Consider the following 23,917-nt stretch of genomic DNA (forward strand, 5'->3'; position numbering starts at 1 on the left):
ATATGAGGTCACAAAATGAACCCAGCTCCGTGCTGGCCGCGCTGAGCGGCAATGCATTAGGGTGGATGGGCCGGGCGAGGACAATGCGGAAGGAGGCCGGGGACGCCGCCGAATCCGAAGCAGTGCAGCGTGCTGAGGTGGAATATATCAAGCGCGGCGTGGGCGATATGAAAGTTGAACAAAAGCTGCAGGAAGCAGTTCGAGGCGTTCTCCGAGCGTCTGACGCGCGTTGAGGAATCGTCTAAACAGGCTCCCAAGCGGATCGATTGCTTGGAAGAAGGGAGAGGTTAACGTGTAATCACTTAAACAAGGAAATACCCAAACAAGGTATTGATGTAAGCCATCACAACGGCACGGTAGATTGGGCAAAGGTAGCGGCGTACGAGATCTCGTATACAAAGTACTGGGGCCTGCGCTTGCAGGCTCTTTTTCATTGTCTATACCGATCCTGAAAGTAATTTTGACATCCGGCACAATAACGAGGCTTCGCATTCGAAGAGCGAAGGGGCGAAGGCGCCGCCGCCGGTAGTCATAGGTTTTATGCGTTGCGGAGCAATATTTTTGATGTTCTACATTTGTTGTAAACTCCTCCCCGCACTAGGGACAAGTCTTGTTGTAGCGTCCAATCATTCTTAAGATCAGCCATCGCCGTTAACACACGAGGTAAGGCTTCAAACCGTTTTTTACCGTCAGCCTTAAGCCAGCCAGTTGTTCGGACCAGCAGATCATAATCCTTATTGCGAATCGCCCGCTCAAAGTTCTGTACGTGTTTCTCATATTCAGCTTGCCATTCGGCGGCCCAATTGACTGCTATTTCCCGCTTTAGCTCCGGCGATTTGGCCTTGTCTAGTCTACCACTTATCGACAACCTTCCCATTACGTCACCCTCCAAATTTGCTATAATCCTAATCTACCAAATTTTCGGAATTAAATCCACGGATCATACTTAAGATTGTCTTTTTCAAAACCGCGTTCTACAATTTGATTTAGATAATCTAATTCAAAAAGAGAGCCGCATATGCACCGCAAGGAATGGATGGGTATTTTGGCACAAAATCAACGTGAGGTCGAACGCCTGTTATCGACGATCAGAATGGATGGACGTGAAGGGGCGCGTATGTTTGAAGCCCTGGCTAACGACTTGGCCGAAAGCTTGTTTTTGTTACAAGAGCGAAAAGACCTAACGCTAAATAGCCTGCGATCGCAAGCAAATGGTTCGATAAAACAAGTAGCATATCTGCAGCAGACTACTTGTGGTTCGACAAAAACCCGGAGAAGTTTATGCAGGAGTATCGCGAACGCTCCGAGAAGGTCGAGAAGCGCGGCGGAACGCGAAAAGGAGCCGGCCGGCCATCGATCGGCATCAAAAAAATGGTCACAATAACACTTGAGGCTGATGAATGGGCCGAGATTGACGCCCTGATTGCTGTCGGCGAGTTTAAAGGCTACACGGATTACTTTCGATCCCAGCATCGAGCGAATAAAGAAGCTCACTAACCAATTGGTCGGTAGTCAGTCTTCTTTATTTTTAAGTTCTCATCGTGCATTCCTTCACGACCATATTTTGACCTTATTTGTATCAGAACGGACCTGAATTAATCGGAATTTAAAAATCGTTTCCTTCATAATAGCGGAAAACCGAAACTTATCCAAAATAAAAAATTACGATAGGAGGGAACCGATTACTCTTCAAAACTTAGTAGAATTGAACGCCAGTTGTGAGAATAATAGGACACGAATAAAAGAAAATCGGATACAAATGCCGGACGCGGTTATCACAATAGAAGAAACGATAGCAAGTATAGGAGGGTCACGAAAACTGCAAGAGATCCAAATGCGAAAATATCCTTGCTAATCGTGAACGGGTTCTTAAGACTGTCAAGTCTTAGTCGGTCAGATTCTGTCAGATCGAGATTTTCTAAGTCGAATTCAATCCGTTTGATCTTTAGAGTTCTTGACATGAGACAACCTTACCTCCTTTCAATTCATCTCCATAAATACCACAATTCATGTTTTGGCGGAGAGAAAGTGCAATATCTAAGAAAAGATGTTGAGGGCTTACTACACTACCAACACTACAAAAAAATCCTTCCATTTTGGATTGGTAGGAGTATAATTTTAAGTAATCAAATACAAAAGTGAGGAAGCACCTCAAAATAGACAATCAGGTCTGTTTTGAGGTTTTTTGCATTTTTGTGCGTATTAAGACTTAGGGGCATATCCCAATTAATGTTAGGAGGTATATGATTGATGGTTGGAAAAGCGGTGTTGAAAATTCTTAGTATGTTGTCTGGGGAGTTTGAATCAAAAGTATTGGCTGATGGATTTAAGAGGGTACTGATAAAGCAAATGGGTAGGCCCTTTCCAAGCAGACAGTTGTCCAACTTGCTCCGTGAAATGCCTGTACAGAAAAAGAGGTCATTCTCTTTATTCATGAATATTCCAATCCGTCAGAATACGAATCATCCTTTTCCAGACGATAAATTCGTGACGCTTGTGAGAGTAAAAATGAAGAGTCAATCGGACAAAGCTAAGTTCATTCAGGGCATGATTAATATCGTGATTGACATATATGGGGACATCGAACAACTCTCAGCATCTAACTATTTACTGAATGAAGAAGAAAAAACAAAGGAATTTGGACCATGGCATTATTACTGGGGGCTACGGCTATTTCCGATTGAAAGTGATGCGATCGAAAAGCGTCTTACTGACCTTGAGGCACTACTTCCGGATGCGTCATCTCATGATGAAAAAATCCATGACATAAATGTTATTCGAATAAATCCTAACCAGTGGACGAAGGAATCCAAAGAAAACTCACTTGTATCCAAAGAGCGCGAGCTGCGTCAGAAAGCAGAGCAAGAGGCTGCAAGGTTAAAATCTCAGGTTCGCTTACTAGAAAAGAATAACGATCGGTTAAGGCAGGAAAAGGAAGTGCTTTTTGTTGAAAAAAATCAACGTGATAAAAAGCTCAAAGATACGGAAGAGCTATTGGGATTAGAGAGGAAGAAAACGCATTCCCTTGAGCGTGTAAAAATTGAGCTACAATACGAGATCAAAAAGCTTGAGAGGTCTGTAAAACATCTTGTCGAAAACGAAAAGAAATTGCTGAAAAAGTTTGAAGAAGAAATGAAAGCATTAAGAGAAGAGATGTCTGTACCTGATCTGCAGATGACTGATATGGTAGAGAAACTGATAGTTGCTTTGAATATTGACGTGGATACCTATTTTGCTCAACTTAGATCTGGACAAGCCTCACGTCAAGACCAGGCAATCTTTCGAAAGAAGGTCAAGGACTATTTTGATCTGATCGAATCCTTGGAGGCATATTTATCACTTGTTGCGGTGCCAGCCCTTATACCGCTACCAGATGAAACCGCTCTTGAAACGGTTCAATCCGAAACAATCGATTCTCAAAATGAATTCCAACAACATTTGAAGGAACGCCCGACTGTTGAAAACCAGGAGACCCCAGAGCGGTTTCTGGGGACGTTTTATCGGAAAGATCATGGTGGCTACATCGCTTGCGAGAATAATGAAATTTTCAATATAACTGAATCCATGGTGAATTCCATTGGCCTGGAGCATGAGGCAGAAGTGGAATGCGAGCCATTCCGTAGGGGAGATGGGTCGACACAATACAACATTCGTCTGCTTTTCCAAGGAGATGATGCTTATGCTCCGATAACTCGATATATGGGTTATGTAGAGCTGAGGGAGCACTTTTCTTACTATTGCGTCGACATAAATAACTCGAATAACCGTTTCCCTATCTATGAAAAGGATGTTGAAATCCAACAACCGAAAGACGGAGATCCATGCCTGTTTAACGTAGCGATTGATGGGGAATATGCAAGACTCTCTAAGATTTATAAGCAGCCTTCTGTTGGAAGTGCATCAAAGGACTTAAAGGTGAAAGAAAAATCTATACGTACCACAACAAGTAGAAAGAATGAACTCACAAAACAAGAGGCATTCCTGCAGGGCTGTAAAATAGTTATTGTCGGCGGGTTGGAAAAGTGGTTCGAAACTGTGGTTAAGGAGACTGGTGCTGAGCTCTATCATGAAAATGGAGATAGACCTGAACGGATTCATCCAAAATTACGCCGTGCAGATGCTCTATTTTTACTTCAGACAGCCACATCTCATGATGCCACTTGGAGTTGCATTGAAATCGCGAAGGAGTATAATGTGCCGCATTTTAAAATAGAAGGCTCAAAGTCGAATCTTCGCAAATTACTTTGGGATAACCGCGATAAGATCAGAAATGAAGCCATCAGAAGTGCATAGATATACTTGTTAGACGGAGCAAATATTTTTTTTGCTTTGAAGGAACGTCGCTGACTCGCAGGAATATAGCATTCAAATGGATCAGGGGGACTATACCAACTTATTTAAATCTTTGTATTGAATTGTGATACGAGGTAGCCCAAAAATCGAAGGTTGATCCTTGGATTTGCTTAAATATTGTTGTATGATATTAACTAATCAAATACCGAAAAGAGGAAGCACCTCTAACATGGGCAATATCCTATGTTTGGGGTGTTTTTTCATTTTCAACGAGGAGAGAGTGTACATGAAGATGGTCTTCAAGCGAGTTGTCCTTTTGTCGGCCGTCGTCCTGATGGCTGGAGGTTGTAGCAAAGCGACAAAGTCTTTGCCCGGTGTCTACGAGATGAGCAATAGTGCCTATGCTGCCTATGATGAAACAGTTCTTTCCGGGCAGCAGGTGGATATGGCATTGAACCGATATAAAGAATTTCTGGCCATCATCGTGGTTAAAGACGGGCAAAGTTACGTCTTTGGTGACAATAAGGCCGCATTGAAGGTTGCCGGTGAGTCTAAAACAGTTGATCTTTCTGAAAAGGAAGAAGTCATTGACCGGGATCGTACTTATAAGAGTTTTGTCCTGAGAGACAGCAATAACGAAGTCGTTGGGTTACAACTTACTGAACGGAAGCAATAGCGTGAAATTCACAGTTGGCTCACCTGACTTCTTGAAGTTGGCTGGTAGAACGAATGTCTTTCAACGACTATCTGTGAAAATTACGACGTTTATTCGATTCTCCCTCGCCATTAGGGGTGGAGCCGAATGAGATCTTTGTCTATTACACTGCCGTGGAGTATAAGGTGATTATATCGAAGTAATGCAAAAAAATAGACCTAAGATTCGTCTTGGAATACCGGAAGGCATGTTGTATAATTATACTAATCGAATATCCGGAATGAGGAAGCACCTCAGAAGAGAACATCTCTTTTGTGGTGCTTTTTTTTCGTCCGAATTTTAAAATAGGAGAGATTTCATTTATGGTAGTAAAAAAGCTAAGCAAAAAGAAGGTCGGCATCATTGCTGGGGTCGGCGTACTGGTCCTTGTCGTTATGATCCTGCTCTTTGTTTCCGGATTTAAGAATAAGGAGGAAGTGTTTCCGACTTTCCAAGACGTAGGCGGCAAAATCGAAACGCAGGTTGGAAATTACAAACTGGACAACCAGCCGTACCTTGGGGGCCCGAATTCACCGGTGAAAGTGATCGAGTTCGTCGATTACAAATGCCCATACTGCGCGGCTTGGACTAACAATCACCTTCCGAAATTCAAAAAGGACTATATCGATACTGGTAAAGTTCAGTTGTATGTAGTGAACTTTACATTCCTTGGCCCGGATAGCATAAAGGCAGCGATGGTTGGAGAGATCTTGTGGAAGCAAAATCATGAAGCTTTCTGGGAGTACCACGATGCGTTATATTCTCACCAAGGCGAAGAGAAACGCATTTGGGCAACAGAAAAATACCTCCTTTCGATCGTCAAAAAATATGTTCCTCACGGGGATGCTACAGCTGTAAAGAAGAGCTTGGAGGAGCTGGATGGACTGCTTGAGGTTAAAGAAGACTTCAAGATCACAACGACCAATGGTATCTCCAGTGTTCCAACCTTTGTCGTAGATGGCCAAAAATTTGTGAATCCGGACTTGCCTGAGCTGTCTCAAGCAATTGATTCAGCCCTTGCTACAATAACGAATTAAAGTGTTAAAAGGTTCCCCAACGGTTTGAATCCTAGTAACTCAACTTTCACTGCATGAAATTGGCAAATAAGCCTTGAAGTGACTTGGTAGAGCGGTAAAAGTGTTAATCCTTTACTTTCAAGTATTCTACAAGGTATAATATTGTCAATCGAATAATTGGAAGGGGAAGCACCTCTAACTAGGACTCGTCCTATGTTTGAGGTGCTTTTTCTGTTTCTCGATCTTCTTATGAGAAAGGATTGATGACATGGAGACTGTAAAAGGCTTGTTTGACATCGAGCTCGGTTACGACATGACAACAAAGGAGCCGATCTTCCTCACGGAGCAGGCACGCTTAATGCATGAAATGATTATTGGGCACCCGGGCAGCTTTAATCAGATTAAACAGGATCTAAAGGGCATTTCCCGAGGAGGCAAAGCCGGGTTAATTGTCTTGGATATCAAAGATGAAATGCTGAAGGATATTATGAAGGAATGTGAAGTCCTTGGACTCCAAAACATCAGTTACCTTGATCTTACCCAGCCCAATCCTCATTTGAACATTAACCCGTTCAAGGGACCCGCTCGTGGTGTGGCGGCAAACTTCAAGGAAATGGTGTCCAATGAAATGGGAAATCAGGATGAATATTTCAAAGGGATTCAAGACGAGTTCGTATTCCACTGCATAATGCTTGGCAAGACCCGCTTCGGTAACGCGTTTGACCTTCATATTCTTCTCCGCTTGATGACTGAGGTGCGGTATCTGGCCGTTGTCGTGGATGAAGTGAGAAGATATGCAGACGAATTCAGTGAAGAACTGTCTTTCTTCGAGGATGCAGATGTCTCTAACATCGTTGAATATTTCAATAATGAGGTACTGCAATACCAGTGGAACGATTCTTCCGATAATCCATTTGAAAGGCTCCCTGTTTCTTACCCTAAAGGGCACAAGTATGAAGGTATGCAAGTGGTTCAGAACCGAAAAGAGAATTATATTATTGGGATAAGAACGTGTATCAGCGACATTTTAAGTAACCCAATAATTGCTTCTAGTCTTATGCCGGCCGAAGGAGCTCTTGATCTGGATTTGTTTCTCGCAGCACTTTTTAAGGAGGGGGGTGTGCTGCTGGTGGACACTGGCGAATCTAAGGTATCCCGATTTATGGGGCAACTTATCAGCCAAAAGATTCAGTCTGCAGTATTTGAACGGTCCCCCTTTATGGCTAAAATCCCTATATATCTGTATGTGAATGCCATGAGGACTTACATGAACTATGGACTAATCCGTCTCCTATTGCAAGGACGTTCTTATAAAGTCGGGGTTATCTGCTCTATTAAAGAGCTTCGAGAGATAGAGAACGATTCTGATGACTCATTATTACTGAAGAACATCAAAAATGTGGTTTACAGGGGTATTAACCCGAATGATGCGAACCGGCTTTTTCGCAGAAAACCACACCTTAATCCCGAAGGAGTAAAGCAGTCGGTTATTGCTCCAGAGGAGTTCGCGAGACTTGATTTCGGGCATTTCTATGTTGAATCTGTCAATGAATCGTTGGATGAAGTCAAAATCCGGTTAGCGTATTTCAAAAGCGACCAAAATACCCCTTCACACAATTGGTGAAAGTCTGTAGTATCCTTTTCCATCATGGGGGAGGGTGATTGAGGCGATGCGGCAGTTCGGCAAGCCGTATTGGACTGCAGGAAAAGATATTTCGATCACCGTCCCCCTTTTTCACCTCTGGACAATCACGCTGGATTCCAGCCCCTGACTAAGGTACCCAATCGACAGACAATAATAGAAAGGTAGTAAGGGGCACGGTTGTTTTATTAACAAATCCGCGGAACCACCTTACGCCTATATCAAGGTGACAAAAAGCTTTTTTAAAGTTCGTGTTAGTTCCACTCTGGTAGTATGGCCGGTATCGAAACGGGATGAGTTTTCGCTAGGAATGCCGCCTTAAAGCCCAAACTATTCGCCAATCGTACATTTTTTGTTGTTCGGTTATCCTTGTTCAGGCCAAGAGGGGTCCAGCAACTCTCGTAAAATGCGGTACGCCTGGTATTGCTTTTTTCCAGGATGCTTGAGCAGGAGCAGCATGCTCTCCCACGCCCATTGTTGCTTTCGCAAAAAGCCTTCCAGTTCATCGTCAAATAAATCATTAACGCTCATGTCCAGTGCATGGGCGATTTTTTCCAGGGTACTGATGCGTACATCTTTCTCGCCGCGCTCAAGCTGGCCTATGTAGGAAGCAGTCGTACCGCTTAATTCCGCGAGCTGTTCTTGAGTCCAATTTTTTGCCACTCGATGTATACGAATTTTTGCACCAATTTGTTCTGCAAATGTTCCCACTCCCTACCACAACCTCTCCTATTATGAAGTGTAGACGAATGACAAAAAGGGGTATAGGGTATATTTACGACTATTGATATATATTAATTGTCGTAATTATTTTTGTGAGTTATAATTTCCCATGAGTCGGCATTACCCGATGTGTATTAAACCAAGTGAGCGGATGGAGGAGGAATCATTTGTGCATCTGCTATCTGACGAACAGTTGTTGGAGAGTTTTGGCCGTGCAAAACAGCTAGGCCTAGATGAACATTTCTTGGAGCTTCTCATGGAGGAAGTAAAGCGCCGCAAGATTGATTTAAAAGAAGAAGAGGAGGCTTAGCACCGGGAAGAAAAAGACTTGTTCGAAAAAACAGGACAAGGTAGTTCTATCCGATTGCTGAAAATTGAGTACGCTATCAGGAAGCGGAATATCTGTGCGATGTTAAGTGCCTTTCAGTTGACGAAAGCGCCGCGGCTCATATATTTGATTTGGAATGACGAGAGTTTTGAAATATAGAGATTTTCAATTGTAGGAAATTAGATTGGAATATTCCGATGTCACGTCCTCTGATAAAACCGGCAGAAAGTGCTACAGATTTGCCATATACTTCTCATAACGCCAAAGCTGGAAGGCAAAGAGTTGCGACACAAAGATGGAAAGTCGCAAAAATACATGTAGCTCTTTTTATGCTTCTAAACAAACACTTGTGTTGAAAATGGGCCCAAAAGGCAATCTTTATTGAGTGAATACTTGCCTTACTTTCAATTCGGCATAAGAGGAGCGAGAATTGGGTCTGGCCGTAGGAACTTGCGTCGCAGGTTTAGATAGATTACAATAATGATATTAAATCGAATACTGTTATCTGGAAGCACCAGACCCCTGTGAAACAGGCGTTGGTGCTTTTTTGCTTTTACCGGAAAATGAGGAGGTTAAGGTCAGGATGTTTAGCAAAAATAAAAAGTTTATTGTTACCATGCACCCGGTATTCGAAAATGCCATCAACCGAGCTAAGGAACTGGAAAGTCACCTGCCAAGGGCAATGCTTGAGTTCATTTCAAACGAGAGCGACATGGCTAATGACAGACGGAAGAGATCCCTCAACGTGGTGACAGCAATTGCAGAAGATGTTATCCATATCGTACATCCTGCTCCAGAGGATGCGGTAAAGCTAGAAATGTCAATCCGGACAGACATAGGTATCGAAGGTATTTATTGTCCAAATGGATGGTTTGTGAAGAATGGACCAGACTCTTCCCCCCAGAAATATCGAGTAAATACCATTGTGCCCCCCAGATATCTTGCAGCTCTGGTATGTAAGAATATGTTGGAAACGCTTAAGTCAGACCGGCAGGGGACGGTAAGCATCTTTTCGGGAGAAATTAAATCGGAGGAATATAAACAAACTTTCCGTGTTACTCGGGAGTTCGGCGTTAAATTTTACGATGGTGATAAAATCCTTGATATTCTTGTTTTCGAAGAAACTGGGGAAGACAATCATGATTTGTTCGTGCGTAAGATGAACAAGGTTACTGCTCTCATGGATCAGTTTTATTACGAAGTGTCTGGTATGCATCCGTCGCTAAAGATGCAGATAGAGGTGGATTTCGATAAAAGCGGCTTGCTGTGTCCGACCAATTTCGAATTCGTCGATCCGGAGGCGAATTTAACATTTAATCAATAGCCAAAACAAAACCCGCTCTTTTTTCAAGATGCGGGTTTTGTTGAATTAACCATCTAATTCTTTGAGGATGGGCTGCAGCAAATCATCGGGATGTAATCCTGCCTCATGGAGCCGTTTGGGTATTACGCCTTTATTTAAGTTTGCCCGTAAGGAGCATTCCGTACATGCGGCAATAACTCTTCCTGCGAACATTTTTACAGCTTCCGGTAAGTGGGGGGAGGCCCAGCATCTCTTACCACATAGGGGACAATCAACCTCCTTAGCGCCGGCAGTAGACATATGAATGTTGGAAACCAAAGGCATACCTACGATCATTAACTCTCCCGGATTATCGTTGTTCTCGGCAGGCTTTATTTCTCCTTTCAAATTTCCAAACTTGAACCGATATGATTGGCTCATTACATTCTCCTCATTTCTAAAAGGATATGTATCAGTATTCATAGACTAGAGGAATTACGCTAATTATAGCATAATTTTCAGATTAGGGCGGTGAGGTTCAGCCTTGCCAATGTTAGAAAAAAATAAAGTATATATTCGGCAGTAGGGATTTATAATTGCACACAGAGTCTATCGACAGTCACTTCGGGTGTTTTATTGATCTCATGGATGAAGCCTTGAACGGCCTTGCGAATTTTCTGAACCGTATCAAAAAAGACGTTATTAATGACCGATTCCTTGAGCCAGCCCCAGAGTCCTTCGATGAGATTCAGCTTCGGGCTATAGGGAGGAAGATACAACAACGTGAGAACGGACTGATGCTCGGTCAAAAAGGGTTGGATCAACGCCGCGTGATGTATTTTCGCATTGTCCAGTACAAGGACGATGTTCTGATTTTCGTATTTCTGCAACAGTTTTTCCAGGAAAGATAAAAATTCTTGTGCGGTATATTGGATTTCTTGTGTGCAGAACACCTCTCCTGTCTCGTAATCCAGCGAACCAATCAACTTGGCTCCGTGATGCTTGCCGTAGGTGGGGACGATTCTCTGTTGGCCTTTGGCAAACCAGGTTCGGGATAGCGCTTGGTAGTCACGAATCATGGACTCGTCAATAAACAAGATGCGGTCGATTTCACCGTTCAGGAGTTTTTTTATAGGCTTCAAACTCCTGCACAAATGCTTCCTGCTTCGCAGGGTCTGCCTTGGCCAGGGTGTACGTTGGCACCGTGAAGCTGAGCTTCAATCGATAAAGCAGTTCTCGGGTTCCGCGGTCCGAATACAACACGCCAAACTCTCGCTCAATCCATTTTCGGATGATCGGTGAAGTCCAATTCATTTTTGCAGGAAAGCCAACATCCGCAGGTGTCTGATTGACAACCGTTTGATAGACATATTGCTCTTGTTCGGCGCTCAGAAAAGGCTGACGTCCCGGAGGCGTTTCGATTCTCAACCCTTGAATGCCTTCTTGATGATAGGCATTGGTGTAATTGTAGATAGTGGAAAGAGAACGTCCGATGATCTTGCTGATGTCTTTCTTGGACACGCCTTGTAGATCAAGCAAGATCGTTTGATATCTTTCGTGCATTCTCAAGTCTTTGTTTGCTTTCATGGCCGCTTTAATCGCTAGAATTTCAGGATTGTTCCGATCTTCTTCAAGAAGTTTTGGCAGTTTCACTTGTCGTACCTCACCGGCTCATAGAGTAATAATTTTACGATATACGACTCTGCTCTCACTGTCCAGAAAATTATTCCAACTATCTATTGCCGAATATATAGTAGGCTTGGAAAATAACGTTGTTTACTAGGATGAGAGCGGATACGATTGGTTGGTTCTTCTGGGTTCGGCCTGGTCGTACCAAGGTTTGCGGAAAGATCATTGCGTCGCCGGTTAACACGTACAGCAGAAAAAAAAGGAGACGGCCAGCGGTGTCGTTCTCCCTTTTTTCATTCTCAAATCTCAATCCATCTTCTGAAAGATTGACGCGAAGACTGTCCTCTCGCCGCGGAACCAACTTCTTACCTCGTTTTTCGCATCGTCTGTACTCAGGAGAGACAGTATCTCGCTTAGATGAGCATCGCTTGGCGTCTGTAATAATTTGGCGTCGGAGATCGAGCGTGGTGAAAACTCATCTAAAATTCTCATCTGATAATAGTCCTGCATGCGGTTCAATAGGTGTTGCGGGTATTTTTTGCTGGACATTCTGACCCGAGGGTATAGACTTGGAGTAATTTCCCCTGTAGTCGGATCGAAATCATCACATAAATAACTCACCGCAATTCCGTACTTAAGAGATTTACCGGTGAGCCGTAAAAACTGGTGCTGGAAATTCTCTACTTCAATAACTCCATTCTCTCGGCAGACAGCACATTTATGGTCAACTATATTTCCAGATCCGGCACAAATCGGGCACTTGAGTAGTTGACGTCACATATTTATTCTAAATAAAGCGTAGAGTCAGCCAGTTGCTGAAAGCTCTGACCAGCTGAAAGCAACATATCACGTAAATTGCTGGAAACTCGTGGTTTGATAATTAGTTCCGAATCTACTGTCGAAATAATGATTCTGCCGCCATCACTAAGCGTATACTCAATAATTCCGGTTCTCTCGTCTTCATCCAATCGGCCACCTATCTCCTCTTCAGCGTCCTCAAACTTTTTTACCAATTCATCATAATCGAGTTCTCCACTAATTGGCATGACGATCTCATTTGGAGTGACCGGAAAAACATCCTCCCATCCTTCGGGCAAGCTACTCTGTGGCATGTTTAGTACTAGTTTGCGCGTTGTTAGTGCATTTTCGGGATCGTCCGGATCTTGCTTAGTATCAATAGAAAATCTAAAGTATACTGTATCAATGTTTCTTTCTCCTCTTGTGATATCTCTACGTCGAAGTTTTAGAGCTTCTTTGCAGTTATCGTAGATAGACTGGATTTCATTTTGAATAGTCTGGTCCATCAATTCAGAAATAAACATATCAACTTTGGGGGATAATCTGTCTGGAATGAAGTGCCCTCTCTTTTTATTAAATCCAGGCAATCGGGAAATAGGTTGGTTGTCTTGTCTACGAAAATACATTTCGTCAGTATCAAGTCGGAGTCCCGCAAGAGGGGGTGAAAATGTATCTTCTTCAGTGAGTGGTATCTCATGGATTACGAATGTGTTGTTACTGGATACTTCTGACCAAGGGGTTTGCGTACCTTTAATCTGAGTTCGTTCACGGATAAAACGTGGGACAGCCTGTCTTAAGTAATTTTGCAGAGAAGCGTTAGTAATAAATTGCCCACGTTCAAGTGCTTCAGGAGCATTACCCTTAAGCGCCTCCAGAAGATGGTATGTCCAAATACCATGCTGTAAAGTTTGATTTCCGTATGATTTTTCACCACGGGAACATGACAAAAACATAGCTCGGTAATTACTTGATCGTATAAAATCAATGAACTCATCGTTTCGCATTTCAGAAACAATATCGCGGCCGATATTAATGTCCCGTAGAAAGCTCGAGCACGAATCAATAAAGAGGATGCTCTTATTACAGCGAGATTGGCGAAGGGGATTAATCAGAACATCAAGTAGAGACACAGACGTCCCCCTAAGATTACTTGGATGTGTATCTGAAGTGGTAATTTTATTATGTCCTTCATCAAATAATCCGTGGCCGGCATAATAAAAGATAAATCGATCGTTATCTCCCAATCTACGAATTTCATAGGGGAGTTCGTTTTCAAATAGGCTCTTTGTAACATCGCGATTTACCCATAGTTTTATATTTTCCTCTGGAACACCGGCATTATCCATAAGCCAACTTTTAAATGCATGTGCATCGCAGGCAGCAAAATCAACATTTTTAATATCAAATTGGTAATTTTCAACGGCGGCAATAAACGCATATGTATTCTCTGGGAATTCAACTTGCATAATCAGCCCTCCACTTCAACAGATGCTCCTAGTATTACAAATTAAGGAATATTGGTCAATATTCAACGAGGTCGATAAGACTTGACATTATGGTGAAAACGACGAGGATATAATACTAATAACGTTCGTTGCTGAATTCTTCACGCTAAAGTTAGTGGGAGGAGCCGGACAACATGTTATGTGGGGGTGATTACCCAAAAATTTGATGACATGTGTTGCAGTAAATACATTCTTGCTTTAGAATAAAGATGTATATCGTTCTCCCTGCGAGGGCGTGGATTGTAACAATTTTTCTTTGCTCACAGATAAAGCTTGGCCTTTTTGCCGATTTAACCGTGCGCACGGTATCGGCATGGGTTGGGCCAAGTTACTGCACGCTGGAGAGCCGGGATTTTAGCCCAGCTCTATCCATTATTAATTCCGTTCTAAATGTAATAAGTCATACCATTTAATAATCGAAAAAAGATGGAAGCACTAGCTACCTGAGAACCAGGGGTTGGTGCTTTTTGCTTTCCAGAAGTAGGAGGATGAACAAAAATCCTTTTTTGTAACAGACGAGCCGTATCATCAGTTCATCGAGCTGGATAAAACGATATTTGATCGAGAAGAAATGCAAAAGCTGATGGTTTTCATAACGTTTACGAATACCTGCGTTGGAGAGCAGGGCAACAATAAATAGAGGTAAGGGTTTATGCCGAATCCTATTGTCTGAGTTAAGGCAATATAGAAAATGAAAAACACCCTAGAAAACATAGGGTGTTTTTCAAATGAACGCTTAGTTATTAAGATTGTCATTCATTCTCTTCAGCCAACATTTCGCGAAGAACTCGGTATATCTTCCGTTGTTTAGTCTCGCTTTGTTGTAAAATAAGGGTCAAACTTTCCCAAACCCATGCTTTTTGATAGAGATATTCATCGCTTTCATTTTCTAGTAAAGCAAAAATACTAATATCAAGTGCATCTGCTATTTTTACAAGTGTTTGTATACGGAAATTTTTCTCTCCGCGTTCCAACTGACCGATATAAGATCCAGTGGAGCTTATGGCTTCAGCTAACTGCTCTTGTGTCCATTTCTTGGCCAATCGATACAATCGTATTTTCGCTCCAATATGTTCAGTTACATTAACCATCTTTACACCTCTTGTAAAACAGTGTATTCGATGGAAGGCAATTGTTTGGAGTTTCTATAACGACAGATTTTGTTATCTGGTTGTCGTTTTCTATTGATTTAGATATAATTTTCCATGAGCCTCCATTTACTTGCTGTGTTCGCCTATCTGTGGGAGAAAAGAGAAGATATGCGTGAAGGGGGATCTTACCTTGTTTTTTCAATTTTATTCTTTAACAAACCTTAAGTGGTTTTTTCTTGTTTCGCTTATTCTATTATGCTTCTCTTTATTTATTTCAATCAAGTTAGATAAGCGTGGTAAAAAGAACCAGGAAACTGAAGAGGGAAATAATGATGAGGTATAAGATTGTACGGGGGAGTAAAATTTATGTTGGTCATCGTAGGAAGGTTCAATTGAAAGAACAAATAGAGGTCCTACGTCGTGATCTTCATGAACTTGCGGAGAAATTCGGAATCATGTCACCTATTGTTTTGAAAAAATCCGAAGAGCTTGATAAGGTGCTTAACAAATATAATCTCTTAGTGGTGAAAGGAATCTTAAAAACGGAGATAGTGAGGAGGACGCAAAAACTTACGGCTGGTGATGCAAAAAATTAGCCGGTTAATCAATCGATTGACCGGCTACATCAAAAAAACGGCATCTTATCACCCTGCTGGGGTCTGTCAAGAATTTTGTGTAAACGAATGTAGAGGGTGATGCTTAGAGGGGGACTCCGCCCCCCTACCTCAAGTGCTGACCCACGCGATCAGGGAAGAAAACCGAAAACTGTAGCAGCATTTGTCCCCAGTTCTGAACACGGCCCGTCCATTTCCGTACAACGTCCATTGTGGATAAATACAGCATTTTAAGGAGAGCCTCGTCGCTCGGAAAGATGCTTTTGCCTTTCGTCACTTTGCGCAGTTGACGGTGATAACTCTCGATCATGTTCGTGGTGTAGATCAACTTGCGAATTTCCGGCGGGTACTTGAAGAATGTAGCGAGCTCGCTCCAGTTGTTGCGCCAAGAACGGACGATCAGTGGATACTTTTTGCCCCACTCCTCCTCAAAGCGATCTAGCTCCACAAGCGCCGCTTCTTCGGTTGCTGCTTTGTAGATCGGCTTCAGATCGGCCGTCACCTTCTTCAAGTCCTTGTAGGACACGTAGCGCGTTGAATTACGGATTTGATGGATGATGCACTTCTGAATCTCTGTAGCGGGATAACAAGCGCTTATCGCTTGCGAGAAACCGGTTAGATTATCGACACACGTAATGAGAATGTCTTGTACGCCGCGGTTTTTTAACTCGTTCAAGACATTGAGCCAGAACTTGGCCGACTCGTTTTCGCCAATCCACATGCCTAGGACGTCTTTATTCCCGTCCAGATCGATGCCGATGACCATGTAAGCCGCCTTGTTGACAATAGCTCCGTCTTGCTTCACTTTGAAATGAATGGCGTCGAGAAAAACAACGGCATATACGCTCTGTAGCGGCCGATTTTGCCATTCCTTAACCATAGGGATAACCTTGTTCGTCACGTTCGAGATCAGTGTCGGGGAGACTTCGATGCCATACAACTGCTGTAGATGATCTTGAATTTCACGCGTGCTGACGCCCTTCGCGTAAAGCGCAATGATCTGTTCCTCAATGCCTGTGACATTGGACTGATGCTTCTTCACCACAAGCGGTTCAAACTCGCCCAAGCGATCACGGGGTACGATTATTTCTTGCTCACCATACTCACTGACGACAGTTTTCTTGCTTTTGCCATTACGGCTGTTTGACGTCGCTTTCGCCGTGATGTCGTGCTTGGCATAGCCCAGATGTGTTTCCATCTCCGCTTCGAGCATCTCCTGGATTGTTTCTGCAAACAGGTTCTTTAATGCGTTTTGAGCATCCTGTGCCGTTACCAGATTATTCTCTTTAATGAAGTCGCGCAACTGTTGTTTCGTCCAAAGTCCCATGTATTCTCCCAACCTTTCTATTAGTTCCATTTTAATAGGTTTTGGAGTTTACACAAACTATTTTACAGACTCCCCTGCTGCATAACGTTCACGTTCACCAGCAGTTGGAACGATCATCAATTTTTGCTCCTGCCAAGCCCCAGACCTTTTTTAACATAGCTTTACCAGAGACAAGTGATTCTCTTTTTAAAAGGTGCACCTATCTGGAGTTCGTTCTACAACCTTATGGCTTGTAGCTTTGATCTTGCTGTTACCGCCGAAAAGCTGAACGAAGTCTACTCGCTGCTTGTTAATCCAATTTAGTTTGATTTCCTCCTCTTTAGCTCGTCCAGCAATGTTCCGTACTACACGACTCCAGTGGGTTAGAAAGGGCAACTTCTAACTGTTGTACGATCTCATTCCGAACCTTCTGGGCCTTATCTTTCCTATCTGCTTCCATGATCTGTTACAACCCGCAAATAGCCGTTAGTCTGATTCGAGGTACTTTTTTTCGCTTACATTCAAATAAAATTAGGATAACATTTCGCTACCAAAATTGATACTATATTGATAGATAGCAAGTATAACTGCGACTATTTTGTGGTTTGTAGACATTCAATTCAATAAGGACTTTTTTATGAGGGTAGGGGTGATGGCTGCAGCCAATGGGAAAAGACTATCTACCCTAGCTCTATTTTAACCTGTACTCCCGAGTATCCCTGAAACCTTTCAACATAGCCCAGTATTAGGGATAAGTGAAGAGGATAAACTGCGTGTAAAAATAAACGAAAGGATGGTGGACTGGAGATGATACATTTCACCGATCATGCTCTGAAAAGATGTAAAGAACAAGGCATAAATAAGTTTGCGTTGCTAAAAGAGTTGAAGGAGCTACCTCCAACCACTGGTCGCTGGATATCAAAGTACGGCCATACAATTATATTAAAGATTGACGGCAATGACATGATAGTTGTAAATGTAATTGGTTTGAATAAATACAATCGTAGAAGTTTGCATAAGGGAAGAAAAACATTTTAAAGAAGCATTTCGTTGTTCATTCTCTTGAAGATCACTTGAAGGGACAAGCACGAGAGACTTTATTGGTATCTTACTCGCTACATTAATTATCTTTGTAAAATAAAATTATCGCGTTGATACGAATATCAATACGATTTCATGATTAAATAAAGACTTGGGAAGAGTGAGTGTATAAGTATGAAGAGAAGAAATAGATTCTGTATTTTTGCTTTAGGGCTACTGACGTGCGTGTTTCTCTTTATCCATATAATAAGTTCTGATGATCTTCATACAAGTGCCGATGGTAGCGATTTTCTTGTATGGAAAAAGCATGCTGATCAGGCTCATCTCCAAATAAGAAGAGTGCCTACATCTTTTCAATTGTTATCATTGGAAACATATTTTGATGTTTCTGTTTCACCTAGTGATTGGAATCGTGTCTCGGAGGGCTACATTGCCAGACTGGTGATAGATGAAAGAACTATGGATAGCAAGGTCATTTATGTTTATGATGGCCCTTGGGACCCTCTGACCCTTTTGCGTTTTTAAAGGCTCATATCTATTTTATGAGGAGCATAGATATCATAACAATATAAAAACAAATTATAGGGGGAATGGAATTGGAATTGTCAAATCTTAATTTTGTTAATGATATAGAAGAGGGAGCCAAAGAATTAATTACCCGCTACCATGAGACTGGGAACACTGACGGTTTTGACATAATTGAAGCCAAAAGCGCACATGGGATAATATATCGTGTCGTAGGTTATCCTTATGTAATTAAGGAATATAAGCAGCAGGCGGAGAGTTATCAGGAGCGGTTTATCATAAGTCAATTAGAGGACTGCCCCTACAGTCCGCGATTGTATGCATATGTAGAAAATAAATTTATAGTTTTGGAATATATTGAAGGTTTAACGATACAGCAATATCTACAAGAATTTTATACATTACCCCAAGGATTCTATGACGACTTAAGAGATGCCTTGTATGAAATCGCATGGGTAGCAAATTTCATACTTGGTGACATGAAAATTGAAAGTACTGTAATTATAAACCGAGAAACAGGATCTATAAAACTTATAGATTACGTGGTTGGAGACACAGTTGATTTTCCGGATGAAGTAGTTCTTTACATGGCACATAAAAATTACCTTCAATTTCTTTCTTTAATGAAGGAATCCAACTTGTTTAATACTAATCAAGAGGCAAAAGAATTATTACTTGATGCTTTGTATAAACAAGAAGAACGTGATGTAGATTACTTTATTGCAACTAATTGCAGAGATATACTATCCGTATTTGAAAGGCGTAAATTACATAACATGGGATAAGCGGATCTCGTAGAGTACTCTCCCCATGAGACAAGGTCACCCCCCACTTCACCTTAGGAAGAGGGGGCTTTTTTGTTCAGAATCCGAGATGTACCTCAGTTGTGGATATACCTAATATGCTGATTGTTATAGCGAACCCACTCATCACTTGTCGGGGCAAATCTCAACGTGTGATCCTGCCATTCTCCATCAGTTTTCAAAAGTGCTTCACCAGGTAATAGATGTTCAGAATCAGTATAATACTTGGATCGGAAAATAAGAACGTTTTTAAAATGCTTGTCGACCAGGGAAGAGTAGAATTCAGAAATTTTAGCAACCTCATTGCTTGTGCCGATTACAGTGATATTGCTCTCATTAAGAGTGTTAAACCATTTGCTTAGATCGTCTGGTTGGACTGAAGAAAACAATAGATCAACCCTATCAATAACAATGTATTGGTATTGTGCAGGGCTAACATTAACTAATTTCGAAAGAAATTTTTCAGCCCAATCATTTTTGTCCGGCGGTAAAAACGTAACATTAGTTATTCTATTTTCACATTGAAGGTCATTAGTAAAATTCGGTGCGGGAACGTTCTTACCGCCTACTGATTTGACGTAAGGAATAAACTCTCCACTAAAATCAATCGAAAGAACGGTACGACCGTCAACTACCACTTGATCAATTACATTCTTTATGGCCAACATACGACCACTATTGATGTCTCCGACAAGCAATAGGTTAGTAGAAAATAAGTCTGCTTTTAAAGCACCCTTGACCGAATCAGAATAAAAAGCATTTTGTGAATTAATTTTGATGCTGTTCATGAGTAAGCTTCCTCCTATGTTTTTGTGATAAGAAGATAAGAAAGAAAAAGCACCTCGGAATAAACCTAAAAAGGCTTTATCCGAGGTGCTTCCCCGTTCAAGTATTCTATTATTAACATTGTAACATCCAAAATAATGTATGTCACTATTCATAGGGATATACCTCTGTTTGAAACAAACTGTTTAAATGAGTAGGCACTTCATGTGCAGAATATTAGGAGACTAGGATGTTGTTCAGATGTCTGAATATTTAAATGTGACCGAAGTGATCTGAGCAATAATTACTTAATGAAAATTTAAAAGACGCTTACCAGGGCAATGTTCCCTTAGCGTAAGCGTCCTCTTTTTGATACAACTCTACTCTGCTTTAATGAGTAAGCGCTCCCGTGTCAGAATATAAGGAGGCCCATCCCCCGTTAGAATTCAACCTGCTCCTACCCCATGATGATTAGTAGTAATTTCAGGTTTGGTCATGTTCCCGATAGGAGTAAGAATTGTAACAACCGGGGTTATTGCGAAAACAGCAAAGTTACACAGGGCTACCAACAAAATCAGTTTCTTTTTCATTCAGTTTTTGCACCTCGCTAATTAATGTTTTATACCGAAATTTTGCATCTTTATTTGCGAAATCTCGATATTGTTCAAACAGCCCTACACATTTAAGCATATCGTGTTCACTGTGAATTTCAATAGCGAATGCTAAACTATCCAAGACATATTTTAGCCCTCGATCATACTCGTTTTTCTTCAAATAATAGGTTCCTAAACCTGATAACAAGCCTACAAAACGATCATCAGTATATTGCACGCTAATTTTCCCAAGACGACTTTGTTGTTCTTGATGTCTTAAAAATGACTCATATTGTTCAAGTATAGAATCAATGTTAATATTGAATTTGTTAGCTGCAATCACGATTTCACATAAAGCTATAAACACTTCATTTTCCCTGGTTGAAATATAGTTCAAGTATTCTGGTAGAACCTCGACCTTCCCGGACAATAATTGATACGTGTAACGGTTGCCTTCAGCCCATTCCTGAAACTGGTAGATTACAGCCTTTTCGTCTTCATTCGGCTTCTTAACCCAGCTACAATCCGTATACAAGGAAACATAGTGCAATGCGTCCTCATATCTGCCAAATTCAAAATGGGTTACACCTAATATCAAATAAGCATACAAAATATAAAAAATAATCTGATTTTTTATTTCTTGCGGTTTTTTACTTCCATTCAATTCATAGTGAACCGTCGCTCTGATTTTTAGCTTTTCCGCCAGTCCCGCTAACTTGTCCCAACGGCGAAGTGAAGCAAACACATTGATTAATCCAATTAGCGCATCCAATTGGTACTGCTCTTCCAGTCGATCGACAAAATACTCAAAATGTAAAGCCTGTGCTAAATTCTTATTCTGGTCCTTAGATAGCCCTAACGTAAATAACCGGTATTGGCAAAGCGCCAGACGTTCAGAATGCTGTCTCTGTTCACTTTCCGCAATAGATTCGTAAAGTATAATAGCCGCTTCCCGCTTTCCTTCTTGAAAAAACTTTTCAGCCAGATTAAATAGCAAAGGTATGTAAGAAAGATTATCCATCATTAATCTAACTACTTGCATGATACAATCGAGCTTGTTCAAGCCGGCACTACGTTGCAAAAAAGGACCAATCCTACGCCAATCCGGGCTGGCATGAAAAAAACATTCATCGATATACATTTCATAAAAATATCCTTCCGGTAGTCCCATTCCCGCTGTGATCCGGTCAAGCTGCTGCATGGCAATGGGGCGATGACCGTTGATAATACCACTTAACGTTCCGGAATTGATCTGCGTTAGTTCTGAAAATTGATTTAACGTCATGTTATTACTTCTCAGAAAATCCTCCAGCCGATCACGAATCGTTGTCGTCACTTTGTTTAACGTTTTCAAACGGACACCTCCTTTGCTCATTTATGGAATATAAAACCATATATTTCTATATTATTGTTTTATTAAACAACGGTCAATAGGTAAATAAGGAAAAATGTGTAACATCACCAAATAAAATTAAAGTCTGTTCCGTTATCCATACCAAAAAAGATTTAAGCAGAAGCTAGTGCTATATCCCCCTCGCAGCTCATAAAACATCCAAGCAAAAATTTCCTTTGTATAACATTGTGACCTTGACATATAATATAGGAACAAATGTTCTTGCGGGGGGAGGAACGTATGAAGTTTGATATCGCCAAGTTTCCGCGGCATGACATCTTTTGCATTGATTTTAAGTCCTATTATGCTTCAGTTGAATGTGTCATAAGGGGCCTAGATCCTCTTAATGCTTACCTTGTAGTGGTTGGCGATTTATCTCGTCGGGGTTCTGTGGTTCTGGCCGCAAGTCCTCGGATGAAAAAGGAGTATGGTATTAAAACTGGTTCCCGACATTATGAAATTCCACAGCTTCCACATATTCATGTAGTCGAAGCACGGATGCAGACCTACTTAGATTATTCGATGCAGGTACCGCGAATCATAAATCGCTATGGTCCCGTGGAGTGCATATCAATTTACTCCGTTGACGAATTATTTTACGTATACGACTCACATAACCTATTCGGTGACAAGTGGACCGTCGCTAAGTCTATACAAGACTCCATAAAATTTGAACTCGGACTGCCGATTGCGATCGGAATGGGACAAAACTACTTCCAGGCAAAAAGCTGCCTTGATTGCATTGCAAAAAATAGCGTAGAGAGTAACTACATTGCCGAGGTCACCTACGAGACATTCCCAACTAAAATGTGGCATTTCCCTATTCGTGATTGCTGGGGAGTGGGGCGTCGTATGGATCGCAATCTCAATCGGCTTGGTATTTACACCATTGGAGATCTTGCAAACGCCAATATCGCCAAAATGAGATCCAGATTTGGCGTCATCGGTGAACAGCTAGTCCTGCATGCCCGCGGGATTGATTTCACAGATCCTTATTACCGGCCCGAACTAAAGCATCATGCGATCATACAAAAAGGACATGGTAGCGGGATAACACTTTTAAGGAACTACTACGCCGCAGAAGTAATCACAGCTCTGCTTGATCAAGTAGATGAAGTCGCTCGTCGGGCGAGGGCAGTTAAGACGGCTGGACGGACCATTAGCCTTGCAATTGGTTATTCAGACGACGTTGGCGGCGGGGGATTTAGTAAATCTCGAACAATAGCATCACCAACGAACTTAACTCAAAAAATATTTGCAGTATGCAAAGAACTGTATTATGAGAACGCCGATATTGGCCGGCCAGTACGGAATATTCATGTTAGCCTAACCAATCTTACTAATGATGATATCGTGCAACTTGATTTGTTCGAGGATGATACTAAGGATCGTAAACTTGCTTCGACCATAGACGATATTCGGAAAAGGTTCGGTATTGGTTCAGTGTTCTGGGCCCGTAGTCTCACCGATGGCGGAACAGTCCTTGACCGAAGTAAAAAAATTGGAGGTCATAAGGCATGAATGATCGAGGCCGAATTAAGTGGAGTCCTTTTCTTATTCCAGAGCATAAAAAACTTATAGCACAATTTTACGAATCCGAAGAGGATGTAAATCAACCGGAACTCGATGAGCAAGTGCTTGAAATTCTTCAGGAAACCATTCAAAACGCTATTGAACTATGCAGTGAAGTGCGGATTAATTATTATCGCGGAAGGCGAAACAGATCAATTTACGGAACAATAAAAAAAGTCGACCCATTAACAAAGGTACTTACCATAGCTGAAGTGGATGGGGCAGAATTCCGGATTCCATTTCAAGAAATTACAGATATAGATATAGTATAGTCTCTGTTTTCTAAGCTGCTATAGACGCGTAG

The 23,917-nt window shown here is 41.7% G+C and carries 22 protein-coding genes; 13 read left to right on the top strand and 9 right to left on the bottom strand.

Features of this window, described 5'->3' with window-relative positions; translation table 11 throughout:
- Positions 1 to 2 precede the first annotated feature (2 nt).
- Positions 3 to 233, top strand: a complete 231-nt coding sequence (locus EHV15_RS34740) for a hypothetical protein (protein ID WP_246062096.1) — start codon at positions 3 to 5, stop codon at positions 231 to 233.
- 305 nt (positions 234 to 538) lie between these two features.
- On the opposite strand, the gene EHV15_RS34745 is transcribed toward EHV15_RS34740, so the two are convergent.
- Positions 539 to 877 carry a hypothetical protein gene (locus EHV15_RS34745; RefSeq protein ID WP_128635842.1) on the bottom strand — a complete coding sequence of 113 codons (339 nt, stop codon included), beginning with the start codon at positions 875 to 877 and terminating at the stop codon, positions 539 to 541.
- A gap of 404 nt (positions 878 to 1,281) precedes the next feature.
- On the opposite strand from EHV15_RS34745, the gene EHV15_RS34750 reads away from it, so the two are divergent.
- From EHV15_RS34750 to EHV15_RS34770, 5 genes are all read left to right on the top strand, one after another.
- Positions 1,282 to 1,497, top strand: coding sequence for a transcriptional regulator (locus EHV15_RS34750; protein ID WP_128635843.1), 216 nt, complete (start codon positions 1,282 to 1,284; stop codon positions 1,495 to 1,497).
- A 753-nt stretch (positions 1,498 to 2,250) separates the two neighbouring features.
- Positions 2,251 to 4,293, top strand: coding sequence for a DUF2325 domain-containing protein (locus EHV15_RS34755; RefSeq protein ID WP_246062140.1), 2,043 nt, complete (start codon positions 2,251 to 2,253; stop codon positions 4,291 to 4,293).
- Between the two features lie 286 nt (positions 4,294 to 4,579).
- Positions 4,580 to 4,969, top strand: coding sequence for a hypothetical protein (locus EHV15_RS34760; RefSeq protein ID WP_128635845.1), 390 nt, complete (start codon positions 4,580 to 4,582; stop codon positions 4,967 to 4,969).
- 341 nt (positions 4,970 to 5,310) lie between these two features.
- Entirely contained in the window at positions 5,311 to 6,024 is a 714-nt protein-coding gene (locus EHV15_RS34765; RefSeq protein ID WP_128635846.1) for a DsbA family protein, read from the top strand.
- 247 nt (positions 6,025 to 6,271) lie between these two features.
- The gene (locus tag EHV15_RS34770; protein ID WP_128635847.1) at positions 6,272 to 7,627 is read left to right on the top strand and encodes a hypothetical protein; all 1,356 of its coding nucleotides are present in this window, start codon (positions 6,272 to 6,274) and stop codon (positions 7,625 to 7,627) included.
- Between the two features lie 381 nt (positions 7,628 to 8,008).
- Here the strand turns inward: EHV15_RS34770 and EHV15_RS34775 are convergent, their stop codons facing one another.
- Entirely contained in the window at positions 8,009 to 8,356 is a 348-nt protein-coding gene (locus EHV15_RS34775) for a helix-turn-helix domain-containing protein (RefSeq protein WP_128635848.1), read from the bottom strand.
- Positions 8,357 to 8,537: 181 nt separating this feature from the next.
- Here EHV15_RS34775 and sda point away from each other — a divergent pair, with 181 nt between their 5' ends.
- Both sda and EHV15_RS34785 read left to right on the top strand, forming a co-directional pair.
- Entirely contained in the window at positions 8,538 to 8,678 is a 141-nt protein-coding gene (gene sda / locus EHV15_RS34780) for a sporulation histidine kinase inhibitor Sda (RefSeq protein ID WP_128635849.1), read from the top strand.
- Positions 8,679 to 9,279: 601 nt separating this feature from the next.
- The gene (locus tag EHV15_RS34785; protein ID WP_128635850.1) at positions 9,280 to 10,020 is read left to right on the top strand and encodes a hypothetical protein; all 741 of its coding nucleotides are present in this window, start codon (positions 9,280 to 9,282) and stop codon (positions 10,018 to 10,020) included.
- 45 nt (positions 10,021 to 10,065) lie between these two features.
- On the opposite strand, the gene EHV15_RS34790 is transcribed toward EHV15_RS34785, so the two are convergent.
- The 4 genes from EHV15_RS34790 to EHV15_RS34805 form a co-directional block, all read right to left on the bottom strand.
- On the bottom strand, positions 10,066 to 10,419 hold the full coding sequence (locus tag EHV15_RS34790; RefSeq protein ID WP_128635851.1) for a hypothetical protein: 354 nt from the start codon (positions 10,417 to 10,419) through the stop codon (positions 10,066 to 10,068).
- A gap of 149 nt (positions 10,420 to 10,568) precedes the next feature.
- Positions 10,569 to 11,565 (bottom strand): IS630 family transposase gene (locus tag EHV15_RS34795; protein ID WP_218571273.1). Its coding sequence is split into 2 segments (ribosomal slippage): positions 10,569 to 11,124 and positions 11,123 to 11,565, totalling 999 coding nucleotides; the frame shifts between segments, so codons are not numbered across the junction.
- Positions 11,566 to 12,389: 824 nt separating this feature from the next.
- A complete protein-coding gene (locus tag EHV15_RS34800; protein ID WP_128635852.1) occupies positions 12,390 to 13,871 on the bottom strand; it encodes a caspase family protein in 1,482 nt (493 codons plus the stop codon).
- A 791-nt stretch (positions 13,872 to 14,662) separates the two neighbouring features.
- Positions 14,663 to 15,001, bottom strand: coding sequence for a helix-turn-helix domain-containing protein (locus tag EHV15_RS34805; RefSeq protein ID WP_128635853.1), 339 nt, complete (start codon positions 14,999 to 15,001; stop codon positions 14,663 to 14,665).
- Between the two features lie 392 nt (positions 15,002 to 15,393).
- Here EHV15_RS34805 and EHV15_RS34810 point away from each other — a divergent pair, with 392 nt between their 5' ends.
- Positions 15,394 to 15,597 carry an aspartyl-phosphate phosphatase Spo0E family protein gene (locus EHV15_RS34810; protein ID WP_246062104.1) on the top strand — a complete coding sequence of 68 codons (204 nt, stop codon included), beginning with the start codon at positions 15,394 to 15,396 and terminating at the stop codon, positions 15,595 to 15,597.
- 124 nt (positions 15,598 to 15,721) lie between these two features.
- Here EHV15_RS34810 and EHV15_RS34815 read toward each other — a convergent pair whose 3' ends face one another.
- Positions 15,722 to 16,942 (bottom strand): IS256 family transposase, encoded by a 1,221-nt coding sequence (locus EHV15_RS34815; RefSeq protein ID WP_125081887.1) that lies wholly within the window; start codon positions 16,940 to 16,942, stop codon positions 15,722 to 15,724.
- Between the two features lie 1,194 nt (positions 16,943 to 18,136).
- Here EHV15_RS34815 and EHV15_RS34820 point away from each other — a divergent pair.
- Positions 18,137 to 18,487, top strand: a complete 351-nt coding sequence (locus tag EHV15_RS34820) for a hypothetical protein (protein WP_128635854.1) — start codon at positions 18,137 to 18,139, stop codon at positions 18,485 to 18,487.
- 71 nt (positions 18,488 to 18,558) lie between these two features.
- On the top strand, positions 18,559 to 19,272 hold the full coding sequence (locus EHV15_RS34825) for a serine/threonine-protein kinase (RefSeq protein WP_128635855.1): 714 nt from the start codon (positions 18,559 to 18,561) through the stop codon (positions 19,270 to 19,272).
- Positions 19,273 to 19,367: 95 nt separating this feature from the next.
- Here the strand turns inward: EHV15_RS34825 and EHV15_RS34830 are convergent, their stop codons facing one another.
- Both EHV15_RS34830 and EHV15_RS34835 read right to left on the bottom strand, forming a co-directional pair.
- Complete coding sequence (locus EHV15_RS34830) at positions 19,368 to 20,078, bottom strand: hypothetical protein (RefSeq protein ID WP_128635856.1); 711 nt, start codon at positions 20,076 to 20,078, stop codon at positions 19,368 to 19,370.
- Between the two features lie 529 nt (positions 20,079 to 20,607).
- A complete protein-coding gene (locus EHV15_RS34835; protein WP_246062106.1) occupies positions 20,608 to 22,002 on the bottom strand; it encodes a helix-turn-helix domain-containing protein in 1,395 nt (464 codons plus the stop codon).
- A 279-nt stretch (positions 22,003 to 22,281) separates the two neighbouring features.
- Between EHV15_RS34835 and EHV15_RS34840 the strand changes: the two genes are divergently transcribed.
- Positions 22,282 to 23,562: a Y-family DNA polymerase gene (locus tag EHV15_RS34840; RefSeq protein WP_128635858.1), complete on the top strand. Its 1,281-nt coding sequence runs from the start codon at positions 22,282 to 22,284 to the stop codon at positions 23,560 to 23,562.
- On the top strand, positions 23,559 to 23,885 hold the full coding sequence (locus EHV15_RS34845; RefSeq protein ID WP_128635859.1) for a YolD-like family protein: 327 nt from the start codon (positions 23,559 to 23,561) through the stop codon (positions 23,883 to 23,885). The genes EHV15_RS34840 and EHV15_RS34845 overlap by 4 nt, the downstream gene beginning before the upstream one ends.
- Positions 23,886 to 23,917: the final 32 nt, after the last annotated feature.

The organism is Paenibacillus oralis (assembly GCF_003863965.1).
GTDB classification, from domain to species: Bacteria; Bacillota; Bacilli; order Paenibacillales; family Paenibacillaceae; genus Fontibacillus; species Fontibacillus oralis.